Here is a 16661-nt window from a genome sequence, read left to right as displayed (position 1 = left end):
GCAAGCTCATGAGTTACCTTTTAGCGTTAGATGCAGGGACAGGCAGCGTTCGCGCCGTGATTTTCGATTTACAGGGCAACCAGATTGCCGTTGGCCAGGCCGAGTGGAAACACCTGAGCGTGGAGAACGTACCGGGGTCGATGGAGTTCGACCTCGACACTAACTGGCGGCTGGCCTGCCAGTGTATTCATCAGGCGCTGGAACGCGCACGCCTGAGCGCGGCGGACATTCAGTCCGTCGCCTGCTGCTCGATGCGCGAAGGGATCGTGCTGTACGACCGCAACGGCGAGGCTATCTGGGCCTGCGCTAACGTCGACGCCCGCGCCAGCCGCGAGGTGGCCGAACTCAAAGAGATCCACGATTACCGTTTTGAATCCGAAGTGTATGACGTCTCCGGGCAGACGCTGGCGCTGAGCGCCATGCCGCGCCTCTTGTGGCTGGCGCATCATCGCCCGGATATTTATCGTAAAGCCGCCACCATCACCATGATCAGCGACTGGCTGGCGGCGAAGCTCTCCGGCGAGCTGGCGGTTGACCCGTCGAACGCGGGCACGACCGGCATGCTGGATCTCTTCTCCCGCGACTGGCGTCCGGCGCTGCTCGACATGGCCGGTTTGCGCGCCGATATTCTCTCCCCGGTGAAAGAGACCGGCACCGTGCTGGGCGCCGTAACGAAAGAGGCCGCGCAGCAAAGCGGCCTGCGCGAGGGTATGCCGGTGGTGATGGGCGGCGGCGACGTGCAGCTGGGCTGTCTGGGGCTGGGCGTGGTCCGCGCCGGACAAACGGCGGTGCTGGGCGGCACCTTCTGGCAGCAGGTGGTCAACCTGCCGCAGGTGCGCACCGACCCTGAGATGAACATCCGCGTAAACCCGCACGTGATCCCCGGCATGGCGCAGGCGGAGTCGATCAGCTTCTTTACCGGGCTGACCATGCGCTGGTTCCGCGACGCCTTCTGCGCCGAAGAGAAGCTGATTGCCGAACGAATGGGAATGGACACCTACTCCCTTCTGGAAGAGATGGCGGGCCGCGTGCCCGCTGGCTCCCACGGCGTGATGCCGATTTTCTCTGACGCGATGCATTTTAAGCAGTGGTACCACGCCGCGCCGTCGTTTATTAACCTCTCCATCGATCCGGAAAAGTGCAACAAAGCGACGCTGTTCCGCGCGCTTGAAGAGAACGCGGCAATCGTCTCGGCCTGCAACCTGGCGCAGATTTCGCGCTTCTCCGGCGTGACGTTTGAGAGCCTGGTGTTTGCGGGCGGCGGCGCGAAAGGCGCCCTGTGGAGCCAGATTTTAAGCGACGTCACCGGGCTGCCGGTGCGCGTACCGGAAGTGAAAGAGGCAACGGCGCTCGGCTGCGCCATTGCCGCCGGAACGGGCGCGGGGCTGTTCGCGGATATGGCCTCGACGGGCGAGCGGCTGGTGAAGTGGAGCCGCGAGTTCACGCCAAACCCGGAGCACCGCGAGCTGTACGACGGCATGATGCAGAAGTGGCAGGCGGTGTACGCCGACCAGCTCGGGCTGGTGGACAGCGGGCTGACGACGTCGATGTGGCAGGCGCCGGGGTTAGCGCGCTCCCCCTCACCCCGGCCCTCTCCCCAAAGGGGCGAGGGAGAAAACCAGATCGAGCCAATACGTTAAGACCGCACCGGCCAGTCCCCTCTCCCCTCCGGGGAGAGGGTTAGGGTGAGGGGCGAAGTTCTTTGAGATCTATCACAATCATTCGATCCCGCTTTTACCTTTCCGCTGCCGCTGGCTAAATTAGTAACTCATCCGACCACATAACAATAATTTTACACTGGAAGAGACTATGAGCCGCTACCCGTCGTTATTCGCCCCTCTCGATCTCGGGTTCACCACCCTTAAAAACCGCGTGTTGATGGGCTCGATGCACACCGGGCTGGAGGAGCGTCCGGACGGGGCTGAACGTCTGGCGGCCTTCTATGCCGAACGCGCACGCCACGGGGTGGCGCTGATTGTGACCGGCGGTGTAGCGCCCGCGCCCACGGGCGTGACGATGGAGGGTGGCGCGGTCCTGAACGATGCGTCACAGCTGCCGCACCACCGTATCGTCACCGACGCGGTTCACAACGAGGGCGGCAAGATCGCCCTGCAAATTCTGCATACCGGGCGCTACAGCTATCAGCCGAACCTGGTCGCGCCGTCGGCCCTTCAGGCACCGATTAACCGCTTTACGCCCCATGCCCTCACCCACGACGAGATCCTGGCGCTGATCGACGATTTTGCCCGCTGCGCCGCGCTGGCGCGTGAAGCGGGCTACGACGGCGTTGAGGTGATGGGCTCTGAAGGCTATCTGATCAACGAATTCCTCGCCGCCCGCACCAACCAGCGCGACGACGAATGGGGCGGCGACTACGCCCGCCGCATGCGCTTTGCCGTGGAGGTGGTGCGCGCGGTGCGCGAACGCGCGGGCGCGGACTTTATTATCATCTTCCGCCTGTCGATGCTCGACCTGGTGGAGGGCGGCGGCACGTTCGACGAAACCGTGCAGCTGGCGAAGGCCATTGAAGCCGCTGGCGCCACCATTATCAACACCGGCATCGGCTGGCACGAGGCGCGCATCCCGACCATCGCCACCCCGGTGCCGCGCGCGGCCTTCAGCTGGGTGACGCGGAAGCTGAAAGGCAAAGTGTCTGTCCCGCTGGTCACCACCAACCGGATCAATGACCCGCAGGTGGCGGATGATGTGATTTCGCGCGGCGACGCCGATATGGTGTCGATGGCGCGTCCGTTCCTTGCAGATGCCGAACTGCTCTCCAAAGCGCAAAGCGGTCGTGCGGATGAGATCAACACCTGCATCGGCTGTAACCAGGCGTGTCTGGATCAGATCTTCGTCGGCAAGGTCACCTCCTGTCTCGTTAACCCACGCGCCTGCCATGAAACCAAAATGCCGGTCGTTCCGGCGGTGAATAAAAAACGCCTGGCCGTGGTGGGCGCTGGCCCCGCCGGGCTGGCGTTTGCGGTGAATGCCGCCTCGCGCGGGCACAGCGTGACGCTGTTTGATGCGCTGGCGGAAATCGGCGGGCAGTTTACTATCGCCAGACAGATCCCCGGCAAAGAGGAGTTCTACGAAACGCTGCGCTACTACCGCCGGATGATCGAGCTGACGGGCGTCGATCTGCGGCTCAACCAGTTTGTCAGCGCGACGGATCTGGTAGGTTTCGACGAGGTGATCCTGGCAAGTGGGATCGCCCCGCGTACCCCGGCGATCGAGGGTATCGATCATCCGAAGGTATTGAGCTATCTCGATGTGCTGCGTGACAAAGCACCCGTTGGCGAGAAGGTGGCGATTATCGGCTGCGGCGGGATCGGTTTTGATACCGCAATGTATTTAAGCCAGCCGGGTGAGGCCACCAGCCAGAACATCGCTGAGTTCTGCGTGGAATGGGGCATTGATACCAGTCTCAGTCAGTCCGGCGGTTTACGCCCGGAAGGGCCACAGCTGCCGAAAAGCCCGCGTCAGATCGTGATGCTCCAGCGTAAAGCCAGCAAGCCGGGTGAAGGGCTGGGCAAAACCACGGGCTGGATCCACCGCGCCACCCTGCTCTCGCGCGGGGTGAAGATGATCCCGGCGGTGAGCTATCAGAAGATCGACGACGAGGGTCTGCACGTGCTGATCGGCGGCGAGCCGCAGCTGCTGAATGTGGATCATGTGATTTTGTGCGCCGGGCAGGAGCCGAAGCGCGATCTGGCCGATCCGCTGCGCGAGGCCGGTAAAACGGTGCATTTAATTGGCGGGTGCGATGTGGCGATGGAGCTGGATGCGCGGCGGGCCATTGCGCAGGGGACGAAATTAGCTCTGGAGATCTAGATCATTGCCCGGTGGCGCTGCGCTTACCGGGCCTACTAAACCGTAGGCCTGTGCAAGCGCAGCGCCGCCAGGCAAAACAATCTTACCGACGACGCCCCAGCTTCACCGATTTCAGCACCACAAACTTGTTGTTCGTCGCAATGGTGACGCAGTTGCCGAAAATCTTCTTCAGCTTATGGAAGTAGTCCAGGTGGCGGTTCGCCACGATGTACAGCTCGCCGTTGATTTTCAGGCAGCGGCGCGCGTGGTGGAACATCTCCCACGCGACGTTATCCGTCAGGGCGTGCTTCTGGTGGAACGGCGGGTTACAGAACACGGCGTTGAAGCGGAAAGGCTCTACGCCGGACAGTGCGTTGTTGATCATAAACTCGCAGCGATCCAGCGCGTCCGGCATATTGGTTTCCACGTTCAGACGGCTGGAGGCCACCGCCATCGGTGACTCGTCGCTGAACACCACGCTGGCTTCCGGGTTCTTCGCCAGCAGCGTCAGGCCAATCACGCCGTTACCGCAGCCGAGATCGACAATCTCACCTTCCAGATTTTCCGGCAGATGTTCCATAAAGAAACGCGCCCCGATATCCAGACCGGTGCGGGAGAAGACGTTCGCGTGGTTGTGGATGGTCCAGTCGGTGCCTTCCAGTTTCCAGCTCAGAGTCTCTGGCGCGTCGGCCAGCGCCGGTGCGCTGAAGGTGCAGTTGATCAGGCGCGCTTTTTTCCAGGCCAGCGTCGTGGTGGTCGGGCCGAGGACCTTCTCGAACAGCTCCAGCGTCGAGGTGTGAATATCGCGCGCTTTGGCCCCCGCGATGATGCGGGTATCCGGCGTCACGACCTTACGCAGCGCGCGCAATTGCTGCTCCAGCAGCGCCATGGTTTTGGGCACTTTGATCAGCACCACCCCCGGCGCCTGCGGGTAGTCCGCGGTGCTGTCGAGGAACTTCACGCTGGACTCGTCGATGTCGTTATGGCGCAGGTTTTCACGCGTCGCCAGCTCGCTTAAGTAAGAATCACCGATACTGTAAGGCGCATGTTCCGCCAGCGCGCAGCCCAGCGCGCCAAAGGCGTCATTCAGGATCAGAACCGGCCCGCTGATTTCAGTCTCATCCAGCTGTTGCAGCAGATATTCATCCGCCGCTTCCCACGCCTGAAGCGGGTTAACGTCGTCCGTTTCCGGGAAACGTTTAAGGTTGAGTGAACGGAAACCGTTGTCTAAGTGGCTCATCGGCCCTCCTGAATGGTAAAATTTGGCGTATCCCTGAAAAGGGTGCGTGAGTATACCCGTTTTCACACTATTTTGGGGTTTTGATGAACCAGCTGACTTATCTCCAGGGCTACCCGGAGCAATTACTTTCCCAGGTGCGTGACCTGATTGCCGGGGGAAAGCTCGGCGCGGTGCTGGAAAAACGCTACCCCGACACGCACGATGTCACCACCGATAAGGCGCTCTGGCAGTATACGCAGGATCTGAAAAACCGGTATCTGAAGAGCGCGCCGCCGATCAATAAGGTGATGTACGACAACAAGATCCACGTGCTGAAAAATGCGCTCGGCCTGCACACCGCCATCTCCCGCGTGCAGGGCGGCAAGCTGAAGGCGAAGGCCGAAATCCGCGTCGCGACCGTCTTTCGCAACGCGCCGGAAGCCTTTCTGCGGATGATCGTGGTCCATGAGCTGGCCCACCTGAAAGAGAAAGAGCACGACAAAGCGTTCTACTCCCTGTGCTGCCATATGGAGCCGCAGTACCACCAGCTGGAGTTTGATACCCGTTTGTGGCTGACGCATTTATCGTTAAAGAGTAATGCGCAGTAGCGCACGCGAAATGTCATGATGACGTGCTACAGTGGCATTAGGTTCCCTGCTACGGAGTACGTAAACGTTTATGATACGTTTCGCAGTCATCGGTACGAACTGGATCACGCGCCAGTTCGTCGACGCCGCCCACGAAACCGGCAAATATAAGCTCACCGCAGTCTATTCCCGCAGCCTTGAGCAGGCGCAGAGTTTTGCGAATGACTACCTGGTTGAACATCTGTTCACCTCGCTCGATGAGATGGCGCAAAGCGACGCCATTGACGCGGTCTATATCGCCAGCCCGAATTCTCTGCACTTCCCGCAAACGAAGCTGTTCCTCAGCCACAAGAAGCATGTGATCTGCGAGAAGCCGCTGGCCTCCAACATTGAGGAAGTGGAATCCGCCATTGCGCTTGCCCGCGAAAACCAGGTGGTGCTGTTTGAAGCGTTCAAAACCGCCAGCCTGCCGAACTTCCTGCTGTTGCAGCAGTCACTGCCAAAAATTGGCAAAGTGCGTAAAGCCTTTATCAACTACTGCCAGTATTCCTCGCGCTACCAGCGCTACCTGGACGGCGAAAACCCGAATACCTTTAACCCGGCCTTCTCGAATGGCTCGATTATGGATATCGGTTTTTACTGCCTGGCCTCTGCGGTCGCCCTGTGGGGTGAACCGCACGGCGTAACGGCCACCGCCAGCCTGCTGGAGAGCGGCGTGGATGCACACGGCGTTGTGGTGCTGGACTACGGTGATTTCAGCGTGACGTTGCAGCACTCGAAGGTCAGTGACTCCGTACTGCCAAGCGAAATTCAGGGCGAAGACGGCTCGCTGGTGATCGAAAAAATCTCCGAATGCCAGAAGCTAAGCATCGTCCCGCGCGGCGGCAAAGCGCAGGAGCTGACGCAGCCTCAGCATATTAACACTATGCTCTATGAGGCAGAGGTCTTCGCCCGCCTGGTAGAAGACAACGAAGTGAACCACCCCGGGCTTGCGATCAGCCGCACCACCGCGAAGCTGCAAACGGAGATCCGCCGACAGACTGGCGTGGTGTTCCCCGCAGACGGCGTGAATGTGGAAGCCGTCGCGTAAAGCTGTGTAATGAAACCGTGCAGACCATTGACGAAACCGATGGTCTGACATAATTTGTTACCTGCAAAGGGGAGTAACTTCTTCGCCGGTGGATCGTCATTACGATGCGTGCAAAACCGCATCCGGTCGCCGGGCAACCCTCGTGGTTGTAAGTGAGACCTTGCCGGAAGGCGAGGTCTATGCATAAAAAGCTAACGGCTATCGTCTTCTGACCATAGCCGTTTTTGTTTTTTTATGTGTAAGGAAAATAGTATGCATTCTGTCGGCACTCCAATGCTGTGGGGCGGATTCGCGGTTGTCGTGCTCATCATGCTGGCAATCGACCTCTTTTTGCAGGGTCGTCGCGGCGAGCACGGCATGAGCGTCAAGCAAGCCGCCGTCTGGTCGCTGGTATGGGTTAGCCTCTCACTCCTTTTCTGCGCCGCCTTCTGGTGGTATCTGGCCTCAACCGAAGGCCGCGCGGTGGCCGATCCTCAGGCACTCGCCTTCCTCACCGGCTATCTGATTGAAAAAGCGCTGGCGGTTGATAACGTCTTCGTCTGGCTGATGCTGTTTAGCTATTTCGCCGTGCCTGCGGCTCTGCAACGCCGCGTACTGGTGTATGGCGTGCTGGGTGCCATTGTCCTGCGTACCATCATGATCTTCGCCGGCAGCTGGCTGATTACTCAGTTTGAATGGCTGCTGTACGTGTTTGGTGCGTTCCTGCTGTTCACCGGGGTCAAAATGGCGCTGGCGAAAGAAGACGATACCGGTATCGGTGATAAGCCACTGGTGAAGTGGATCCGGGGTCATCTGCGCATGACGGACAAGATCGAGAGCGAGCATTTCTTCGTGCGTAAGAACGGTCTCCTGTTCGCCACCCCGCTGCTGCTGGTGCTGATCCTTGTTGAACTGAGCGACGTGATTTTCGCGGTGGACAGTATCCCGGCTATCTTCGCCGTCACCACCGACCCGTTCATCGTGCTGACCTCAAACCTGTTCGCCATCCTGGGCCTGCGTGCGATGTACTTCCTGCTGGCGGGTGCGGCAGAGCGCTTCTCAATGCTGAAGTACGGTCTGTCGGTGATTCTGGTGTTCATCGGTATCAAGATGCTGATTGTTGATTTCTACCATATTCCGATCGCCATTTCGCTCGGCGTGGTGTTTGGCATTCTGCTGGTAACGCTGATTATCAATACCTGGGTTAACCGCCAGCACGATAAAAAGCAGCAGGTTTAGTGCGTTTTGCCGGGTGGCGCTGCGCTACCCGGCACTTTCGTTAAGCAATAGTTAAAAAACATGACGCAACACGTAAAATCCAGCATTTTACTCTTCCGCCTTTCGCTGCTTTCCCTGATACTCAACCAGGCAAACAAATACTTACATCCGGACAAAAATGTGACTTAGAGCACATCCAGGATGGAACGCAATTTCACTCAGGAATAACGTATGAGCACACAATCACGCGGTCTGTTCGCGCGCCTGGCGCAGGGCAGTCTTGTAAAACAAATTCTGGTCGGGTTGGTACTGGGTATTCTGCTGGCGATGGTGTCAAAACCCGCTGCGGAAGCGACGGGACTGCTCGGTACCCTTTTCGTTGGCGCACTGAAGGCCGTCGCACCGGTACTGGTGCTGATGCTGGTGATGGCATCGATTGCCAACCACCAGCACGGACAAAAAACCAACATTCGTCCTATTCTGTTCCTGTATCTTCTGGGAACTTTCTCTGCTGCCTTAACGGCTGTGGTGTTCAGCTTCCTGTTCCCGTCCACGCTGCACCTGACCAGCGCGGCCGGTGATATCACCCCACCATCCGGGATTGTGGAAGTGCTTCGCGGTCTGCTGATGAGCATGGTTTCTAACCCTGTCACCGCGCTGATGAACGCGAACTACATTGGTATTCTGGTCTGGGCGATTGGTCTGGGCTTCGCGCTGCGCCATGGTAACGAGACCACGAAAAACCTGGTGAACGATATGTCGAACGCCGTCACCTTTATGGTGAAGCTGGTGATTCGCTTTGCGCCAGTCGGGATCTTTGGTCTGGTCTCTTCGACGCTGGCCACCACCGGTTTCGACGCGCTGTGGGGCTATGCGCAGCTGCTGTTCGTGCTGGTCGGCTGTATGCTGCTGGTGGCGCTGGTGATCAACCCGCTGCTGGTGTTCTGGCAGATCCGCCGCAACCCGTACCCGCTGGTGCTGACCTGCCTGCGCGAGAGCGGCGTGTACGCCTTCTTCACCCGCAGCTCTGCGGCAAACATTCCGGTCAACATGGCGCTGGCGGAGAAGCTGAACCTGGATCGCGATACCTATTCGGTGTCGATTCCACTGGGTGCAACCGTGAACATGGCGGGTGCGGCAATCACCATCACCGTGCTGACGCTGGCGGCCGTACATACGCTGGGTGTTCCGGTTGATCTGCCTACCGCGCTGCTGCTGAGCATCGTCGCATCGCTGTGTGCCTGTGGCGCCTCTGGCGTGGCAGGCGGCTCGCTGCTGCTGATCCCGCTGGCCTGTAACATGTTCGGTATCCCTAACGAGATTGCCATGCAGGTTGTGGCCGTGGGCTTCATTATCGGCGTATTGCAGGATTCCTGCGAAACCGCGCTGAACTCCTCTACCGACGTGCTGTTTACCGCAGCGGCCTGTCAGGCGGAAGACGCGCGGTTAGCGAAGAACGCCCTGCGCAGTTAAAACAAAAGCCCGGTGGCGGCTACGCCTTACCGGGCCTACAGAATATCGTAGGTCGGGTAAGCGTTAGCGCCACCCGACATAACACTTACAGCGTCACACCACTTTTAAAGATCGCCAGTTCGCGGAAGTCGTTCTTCTCGTTGCAGGTCTGTCTGCCGTTGGCAAATTCCACAATGGTATCCACAAACTCCGTCAGCAGCTGTGGCATCGTTTTGCCGTGGATCAGCTGTCCGGCATCAAAATCGATCCAGTGCTTTTTCTTCGCCGCCAGTTCGCTGTTAGTGGCGATTTTCACCGTCGGCACAAATCCACCGTACGGCGTTCCGCGCCCGGTACTGAACAGCACCATGTGACAGCCCGCCCCCGCCAGCGCGCTGGTGGCGACTGCATCGTTGCCCGGTGCGCTCAGCAGATTCAGACCGTGGGTTTTCAGACGCTCACCGTAGCGCAGCACGTCCACCACCTGGCTGGCGCCCGCTTTCTGGGTGCAGCCGAGTGATTTCTCTTCAAGCGTGGTGATCCCGCCCGCTTTGTTACCTGGCGACGGGTTCTCATAAATCGGCTGGTTGTGGGCGATGAAGTACTGTTTGAAATCGTTGACCATGGTAACGGTCTTCTCAAACGTCTCTTCGTCGCGACAGTGGCTCATCAGAATGCGCTCTGCGCCGAACATCTCCGGTACTTCGGTCAGCACCGTGGTGCCGCCGTTGGCAATCACGTAATCCGAGAAGCGGCCCAGCATCGGGTTAGCGGTAATGCCGGAAAGCCCGTCAGATCCGCCGCACTCCAGGCCAAACTTCAATTCGCTCAGCTTGCCCGGCTCGCGTTTGTCGTGACGCATCACCTCATACAGCTGATGCAGCTGTTCAATGCCCGCTTCCACTTCGTCGTCCTGATGCTGGCACACCATAAAGTGCACGCGCTCAGGGTCAAATTCGCCCAGCGTGTCGCGGAAGGCATCGACCTGATTGTTTTCACAGCCAAGGCCAATCACCAGCACCGCCCCCGCATTCGGGTGGCGCACCATGTTTTGCAGCATGGTGCGGGTATTAATGTGGTCGTCGCCCAGTTGGGAACAACCGTAGGTGTGGCTGAACAGATGCACGCCGTCGGTGCCTTCAGCATCGTTGGTCTCTTTCAGGAAACGCGTCTGAATTTGACGCGCGATCCCGTTCACGCAGCCGACGGTCGGGAGGATCCACAGTTCATTGCGGATCCCCACCTCGCCGTTGGCGCGGCGGTAGATCTGCACCTCACGATCGGCCGCCTGTCCTTCTTCTGCCTGGAAGTCAGGTTGATAGCTGTACTCGTCCAGATCGCTGAGATTGGTGCGGGTATTGTGGGAATGAATGTACTCACCCGGCGCAATATCCGCCAGCGCATGACCGATGGGCAAACCGTACTTCACCACGTTCTCCCCTTTCGCGATGGGGATCAGGGCAAACTTATGTCCACGTCCAATGGCCTGGCGTAACGTCACCGACTGGTTGTCGAAGGTGACTTCCGTCCCTTCGGCTAAATCGGCCAGCGCGACGGCAACGTTATCCAGCGAATGGATTTTGATGTATTGCATATCAACCTCAAACGGCCTTAGTTCAGTTCAATGGCGAAGTAGTCACGCGCATTGTTAAAGCAGATGTTTTTCACCATTTCGCCCAGCAGCTGAAGATCCGCTGGTGCTTCACCCGCATGCACCCAGCGGCCAATCATCTGGCACAGAATGCGGCGGAAATATTCATGACGGGTATAGGAGAGGAAACTGCGGCTGTCGGTCAGCATGCCAACAAAGCGGCTCAGCAGACCGAGCTGCGCCAGCTGCGTCATCTGACGCTCCATGCCGTCTTTCTGATCGTTAAACCACCAGCCGGAGCCAAACTGCATCTTGCCCGGCATCCCTTCGCCCTGGAAGTTGCCGATCATGGTGCCCAGCACTTCGTTATCGCGTGGATTCAGGCAGTAAAGGATGGTTTTTGGCAGCAGGTTTTGCTCGTTCTGTTTGCTCAGCAGTTTTGACAGCTCTTCCGCCATCGGACGGTCGTTGATGGAGTCAAAGCCCACGTCCGCGCCCAGCAGTTTGAACTGGCGCTGGTTGTTATTACGCAGCGCACCGATGTGATACTGCTGAACCCAGCCGCGACGGGCGTATTCCGCACCGAGAAACACCAGCACCGCGGTTTTGAACTGCGCCACTTCGTGCTCGCTTAGCTGTTCGCCAGAGAGACGACGCGCCAGAATGCTGTCCAGTTCGGCTTCGTTCGATTCCGCGAACAGCACCACGTCCAGCGCGTGGTCGGAGACTTTACAGCCGTGCGCCGCAAAGTGATCCAGGCGTTTGGTCAGCGCGGTTTGCAGATCGGCGAAACGACGGATATCGGTATCGGACACTTCCGCCAGCTTCGCCATGTAGTCATTGAAGGTGGCCTGTTCGATGTTGAAGGCTTTATCCGGGCGCCAGCTTGGCAGCACTTTGATGTCAAAAGAGGTGTCTTTCGCGACAACTGCGTGGTGCTCCAGCGAGTCGATCGGATCGTCGGTGGTGCCCACCATCTTCACGTTCATCTGCTTCATGATGCCGCGCGCCGAGAAGCTATCCTGCGCCAGCAGTTCGTTGCACTGATCCCAGATTTCATCCGCCGTGGCGGGAGAAAGCAGCTTGCCGGTGATACCAAACGGACGACGCAGTTCGAGGTGCGTCCAGTGGTATAACGGGTTACCGATGGTGTGCGGCACGGTGGCGGCCCAGGCGTCAAACTTCTCGCGATCGGTCGCGTCGCCGGTACACAGGCGCTCGGCCACACCGTTGGTGCGCATTGCGCGCCACTTATAGTGGTCACCCTTCAGCCAGATATCATACAGGTTTTTGAAACGGTAATTTTCGGCAACCTGCTGCGGCGGTAAATGGCAGTGGTAGTCGAAAATCGGCTGGTCTTTTGCGTAGTCGTGGTACAGGCGGCGAGCAAATTCGGTATCTAACAGAAAATCTTCGGTCATAAACGGCGTCATTATCGTCTTCCTCATTACGGGAGCGTCAGAAAGCTTATGTTCAGATGCTGCAAAGTTATCACACCAATTTCCACAGGCCGACGTTTTTTTCGTGAGTTAGATCAATAAACGTCGACAAATAAATTACCCTCAAAGGGGTAAACCTACTCGCAGGCCGCGCCAGTTCTGGCTTTACGCACGCCGCATAATGTCCCTACAAAGATTCACACTTTTGTGATGTCACTCACCTTTTAAAGTTGTATGACAAGTTATCTTTTCGCCGTCGCAAACTATAAGCCGACGGAATGCATTACCGGTGTTTGATACATCGGATTTAACGGTACGGAAGCCGACTTAGCACGATTACTTATGGCAAGGTTCGGGCCGTTCCGGGACAGGTTCCCGGTTACGCCCCTCCCGTTACAGAACAGCTCCCGGCAACGGTTGAGTTGTTGCCGTGTCCCGACACGGAAATAACATAACGATGAGGTTTTACATGCGTAAAATTAAAGGGTTACGTTGGTACATGATCGCACTGGTGACGCTCGGCACCGTGCTGGGCTACCTGACACGTAACACCGTGGCAGCAGCGGCGCCAACGTTGATGGAAGAGCTACATATCTCCACGCAGCAATACTCTTACATCATTGCGGCCTATTCTGCCGCTTACACCGTAATGCAGCCTGTTGCAGGTTATGTTCTTGATATTCTGGGTACAAAAATTGGTTATGCCTTCTTCGCAGTAGCCTGGGCCGTCTTCTGTGGGGCAACCGCGCTGGCTGGCAGCTGGGGTGGACTGGCGCTGGCGCGTGGTGCAGTTGGTGCGGCAGAAGCGGCGATGATCCCGGCGGGGCTGAAAGCCAGCTCCGAGTGGTTCCCGGCAAAAGAGCGTTCTATCGCTGTCGGTTACTTCAACGTCGGCTCCTCCATCGGGGCGATGATTGCGCCACCGCTGGTGGTGTGGGCGATTGTGATGCACAGCTGGCAGATGGCGTTCATCATCTCTGGTGTGCTGAGCTTTGCCTGGGCCATGGCGTGGCTGATCTTCTATAAACACCCGCGCGATCAGAAAAAGCTGTCTGACGAAGAACGTGACTACATTATCAATGGTCAGGAATCTCAGCATCAGACCGACAACGGTAAGAAGATGTCCGTCTGGCAGATCCTGGGCACACGCCAGTTCTGGGGTATCGCCCTGCCACGCTTCCTGGCAGAACCGGCATGGGGTACGTTCAACGCCTGGATCCCGCTGTTCATGTTTAAAGTTTATGGCTTTAACCTGAAAGAGATCGCGATGTTCGCCTGGATGCCGATGCTGTTTGCTGACCTGGGCTGTATCGTCGGCGGCTACCTGCCACCGCTGTTCCAGCGCTGGTTCGGTGTGAACCTGATTGTTTCCCGTAAGATGGTGGTCACCATGGGCGCCCTGCTGATGATTGGTCCGGGCATGATCGGCCTGTTCACCAGCCCTTACGTGGCTATCGCCCTGCTGTGTATCGGGGGCTTCGCTCACCAGTCTCTGTCCGGTGCGCTGATTACGCTCTCTTCCGACGTGTTTGGTCGTAACGAAGTGGCTACCGCCAACGGCCTGACCGGTATGGCGGCATGGACCGCGAGTACGATGTTTGCGCTGGTGGTCGGCGCGCTGGCGGATACCATCGGCTTCAGCCCGCTGTTCGCGGTACTGGCTATCTTCGACCTGCTGGGTGCGGTGGTTATCTGGACGGTGCTGAAAAGTAAATCCGCCGACGAACTGGCGAAAGAGTCCCTCGGGGGACCGGCGACGCAGAGTTAGCGTTGTTGTGCCGGGTAGCGGCTCCGCCTTACCCGGCCTACAAAACCCAATAAAATCGTAGGCCGGGTAAGCGCAGCGCCACCCGGCAAAATCTACTCAAAAGCCGCCTCCGGGCGGCTTTTTTCATGGCGAAATCTGGAGACTGGCACGCAAAAGTGGTATAACAAATCATTCGCCGTACCCTGCCTGGAGCGCATATGGAAATCACCGAATCACGTCGTTTATATCAACAACTTGCCGCCGAGCTGAAAGATCGCATCGAGCAAGGGGTCTATCTTGTCGGTGATAAACTTCCCGCTGAGCGCTTCATTGCGGATGAAAAAAGCGTCAGCCGTACGGTGGTCCGCGAAGCCATCATCATGCTGGAAGTGGAAGGGTATGTTGAGGTACGCAAAGGTTCCGGCATTCATGTGATTTCCAGCCAGGCGAAACACTCCCCCGCCCCGGACGAAAGTCTGGAGTTTGCCAGCTACGGTCCGTTTGAGCTTCTCCAGGCTCGCCAGCTGATTGAAAGCAACATCGCGGAATTTGCGGCGACGCAGGTGACCAAGCAGGACATCATGAAGCTGATGGAAATCCAGGATCACGCGCGTAAAGAAAAATGTTTCCGCGATTCAGAATGGGACCTGCAATTCCACGTCCAGGTTGCCCTTGCGACTCAGAATACGGCGCTGGCGGCAATCGTTGAAAAAATGTGGACTCAGCGCGTTCACAACCCGTACTGGAAAAAATTGCACGATCACATTGATTCCCGCACGGTTGATAACTGGTGTGACGACCATGACCAAATTCTTAAAGCCCTGATTCGTAAAGATCCGCATGCGGCGAAACTGGCGATGTGGCAGCATCTCGAGAACACTAAGCAGATGCTGTTTAATGAAACAAGTGATGACTTTGAATTTAACGCTGACCGCTATCTTTTTGCCGATAATCCGGTGGTTCACCTCGATACGGCGACCAATCTCGCAAAATAAGCTCCCGAACTGCTGGCAGGCGCACCGCTGCGCCTTCCGGCCAGACAGGGTAAGAAAACCTCTATAGTGTCAGCCTTTGTAAAATTTCTCGCTCCCCTCCGTGGCTTACGCCAAAATCGTGTTTCCCCTCAAATTCTGTGACGCAGAACGTCGGGCTTTGTTACAATTGGATTCACTTCGTTATTTTGTAAGTTAGTGCTTGCTAACCAGCCAATTAACAGGGAACAGTGTTGGCCACACATCAATGTGTCCGCGAGCGACCATAATGAAATCACGACAATGTCGCCGTGCTGTTTTTCCCGAATGACAGGCGTGACGTTAACCGATTTCCAGGAACACTGAATGGAACTTTTGACCCAACTACTGAACGCCCTCTGGGCTCAGGATTTCGAAACGCTGGCCAACCCGTCCATGATTGGCATGCTCTACTTTGTGTTATTTATGATCCTGTTCCTTGAGAACGGTCTGTTGCCTGCTGCCTTTTTACCGGGCGACAGTCTGCTGGTGCTGGTCGGCGTGCTCTGTGCGAAAGGGGCAATGGCTTTCCCGCAAACGGTCCTGCTTTTGACCATTGCCGCCAGCCTGGGTTGCTGGGTGAGTTATATTCAGGGGCGATGGCTGGGCAACACGCGAATCGTTCAGAACTGGCTTTCGCATCTCCCGGCACATTACCACCAGCGAGCGCACCACCTTTTCCATAAGCATGGGCTTTCCGCCTTGCTGATTGGCCGTTTTATCGCCTTTGTACGCACCCTGCTGCCCACCATCGCGGGTCTGTCCGGCCTGAGCAGTACGCGCTTCCAGTTCTTTAACTGGATGAGTGGCTTGCTGTGGGTGCTGATCCTGACCACGCTCGGCTACGCGCTCGGTAAAACGCCGGTCTTTATGAAATATGAAGACCAGCTGATGTCTTGCCTGATGCTGCTGCCCGTCGTCCTGCTGGTGTTTGGCCTGGTCGGTTCACTGGTTGTGCTGTGGAAGAAGAAATACGGAGCCAGGGGTTAACGATGGTTATCTCCCCGCTCGCGCTGCGCCGCTTCTCTTACGCCATCGTCGCGCTGATGATGTTCAGCGCCCTCATTCTGCTGTGGTCGGCGCTACAGCATGAGGAGTCTACGCTGGCTATCCGTCCTGTGAGCCAGGGAGCCAGCGTGCCGGATGGTTTTTCCATCTGGCATCATCTGGACGCTAACGGGATCCGCTTTAAGAGCATCACGCCGCAAGACGATGTGCTGCTGATAAAATTTGACTCCAGTGCGCAAAGCGCCGCGGCGAAAGCCGTGCTGGACCGCACGCTGCCGCAGGGTTACATCATCGCGCAACAGGATGATGACAGCCACGTTGCCTCCTGGATGTCACGGTTACGCGACACCTCGCATCGATTTGGTTAACGACTAAGATTCCGAATATTTTCACCGACTTTGGTGAAACTCCCGTTTACTTACTATGCTTAAGTACGCGGAGCACCCCTCAGATGTTCTCCGCATAGTTCTGGAACACGGCTTACGCCGTTACACAATGGAAGGTTTCTATA

13 protein-coding genes are annotated in these 16661 nt (G+C 57.6%); 10 read left to right on the top strand and 3 right to left on the bottom strand.

Annotation, left to right across the window (positions count from 1 at the left end):
- Positions 1 to 8 precede the first annotated feature (8 nt).
- Together lsrK and BH712_RS20840 are read left to right on the top strand one after the other, a co-directional pair.
- Positions 9 to 1640, top strand: a complete 1632-nt coding sequence (gene lsrK, locus BH712_RS20845) for an autoinducer-2 kinase (protein WP_045284213.1) — start codon at positions 9 to 11, stop codon at positions 1638 to 1640.
- Between the two features lie 169 nt (positions 1641 to 1809).
- On the top strand, positions 1810 to 3831 hold the full coding sequence (locus BH712_RS20840) for an NADPH-dependent 2,4-dienoyl-CoA reductase (RefSeq protein ID WP_006812062.1): 2022 nt from the start codon (positions 1810 to 1812) through the stop codon (positions 3829 to 3831).
- Between the two features lie 82 nt (positions 3832 to 3913).
- Here BH712_RS20840 and rlmG read toward each other — a convergent pair whose 3' ends face one another.
- Positions 3914 to 5050, bottom strand: coding sequence for a 23S rRNA (guanine(1835)-N(2))-methyltransferase RlmG (gene rlmG, locus BH712_RS20835; RefSeq protein WP_006812063.1), 1137 nt, complete (start codon positions 5048 to 5050; stop codon positions 3914 to 3916).
- Between the two features lie 83 nt (positions 5051 to 5133).
- On the opposite strand from rlmG, the gene BH712_RS20830 reads away from it, so the two are divergent.
- The 4 genes from BH712_RS20830 to sstT all read left to right on the top strand — a co-directional run bounded on the left by BH712_RS20830 (position 5134) and on the right by sstT (position 9376).
- A complete protein-coding gene (locus tag BH712_RS20830; RefSeq protein ID WP_006812064.1) occupies positions 5134 to 5637 on the top strand; it encodes a M48 metallopeptidase family protein in 504 nt (167 codons plus the stop codon).
- 70 nt (positions 5638 to 5707) lie between these two features.
- Entirely contained in the window at positions 5708 to 6706 is a 999-nt protein-coding gene (locus BH712_RS20825) for a Gfo/Idh/MocA family protein (RefSeq protein ID WP_006812065.1), read from the top strand.
- Between the two features lie 252 nt (positions 6707 to 6958).
- Positions 6959 to 7924 (top strand): TerC family protein, encoded by a 966-nt coding sequence (locus tag BH712_RS20820; RefSeq protein ID WP_006812066.1) that lies wholly within the window; start codon positions 6959 to 6961, stop codon positions 7922 to 7924.
- A gap of 210 nt (positions 7925 to 8134) precedes the next feature.
- A complete protein-coding gene (gene sstT, locus BH712_RS20815; RefSeq protein WP_006812067.1) occupies positions 8135 to 9376 on the top strand; it encodes a serine/threonine transporter SstT in 1242 nt (413 codons plus the stop codon).
- 85 nt (positions 9377 to 9461) lie between these two features.
- Here sstT and BH712_RS20810 read toward each other — a convergent pair whose 3' ends face one another.
- A complete protein-coding gene (locus tag BH712_RS20810; RefSeq protein WP_006812068.1) occupies positions 9462 to 10949 on the bottom strand; it encodes a UxaA family hydrolase in 1488 nt (495 codons plus the stop codon).
- A 17-nt stretch (positions 10950 to 10966) separates the two neighbouring features.
- Entirely contained in the window at positions 10967 to 12379 is a 1413-nt protein-coding gene (gene uxaC / locus BH712_RS20805; RefSeq protein WP_032674064.1) for a glucuronate isomerase, read from the bottom strand.
- Positions 12380 to 12854: 475 nt separating this feature from the next.
- On the opposite strand from uxaC, the gene BH712_RS20800 reads away from it, so the two are divergent.
- The 4 genes from BH712_RS20800 to mzrA all read left to right on the top strand — a co-directional run bounded on the left by BH712_RS20800 (position 12855) and on the right by mzrA (position 16518).
- Positions 12855 to 14153 carry an MFS transporter gene (locus tag BH712_RS20800; protein ID WP_032674065.1) on the top strand — a complete coding sequence of 433 codons (1299 nt, stop codon included), beginning with the start codon at positions 12855 to 12857 and terminating at the stop codon, positions 14151 to 14153.
- Between the two features lie 197 nt (positions 14154 to 14350).
- A complete protein-coding gene (exuR, locus tag BH712_RS20795; protein ID WP_006812071.1) occupies positions 14351 to 15127 on the top strand; it encodes a transcriptional regulator ExuR in 777 nt (258 codons plus the stop codon).
- 342 nt (positions 15128 to 15469) lie between these two features.
- Positions 15470 to 16132: a DedA family general envelope maintenance protein YqjA gene (gene yqjA, locus BH712_RS20790; protein ID WP_003862638.1), complete on the top strand. Its 663-nt coding sequence runs from the start codon at positions 15470 to 15472 to the stop codon at positions 16130 to 16132.
- Positions 16133 to 16134: 2 nt separating this feature from the next.
- Positions 16135 to 16518, top strand: a complete 384-nt coding sequence (gene mzrA, locus BH712_RS20785; protein WP_006812072.1) for an EnvZ/OmpR regulon moderator MzrA — start codon at positions 16135 to 16137, stop codon at positions 16516 to 16518.
- Positions 16519 to 16661: the final 143 nt, after the last annotated feature.

Source organism: Enterobacter hormaechei ATCC 49162 (genome assembly GCF_001875655.1).
In the GTDB taxonomy this organism is placed as follows: domain Bacteria; phylum Pseudomonadota; class Gammaproteobacteria; order Enterobacterales; family Enterobacteriaceae; genus Enterobacter; species Enterobacter hormaechei.
Note: the sequence above shows the minus strand (reverse complement) of the source record. Positions and strands in the feature narration are given on the sequence as shown.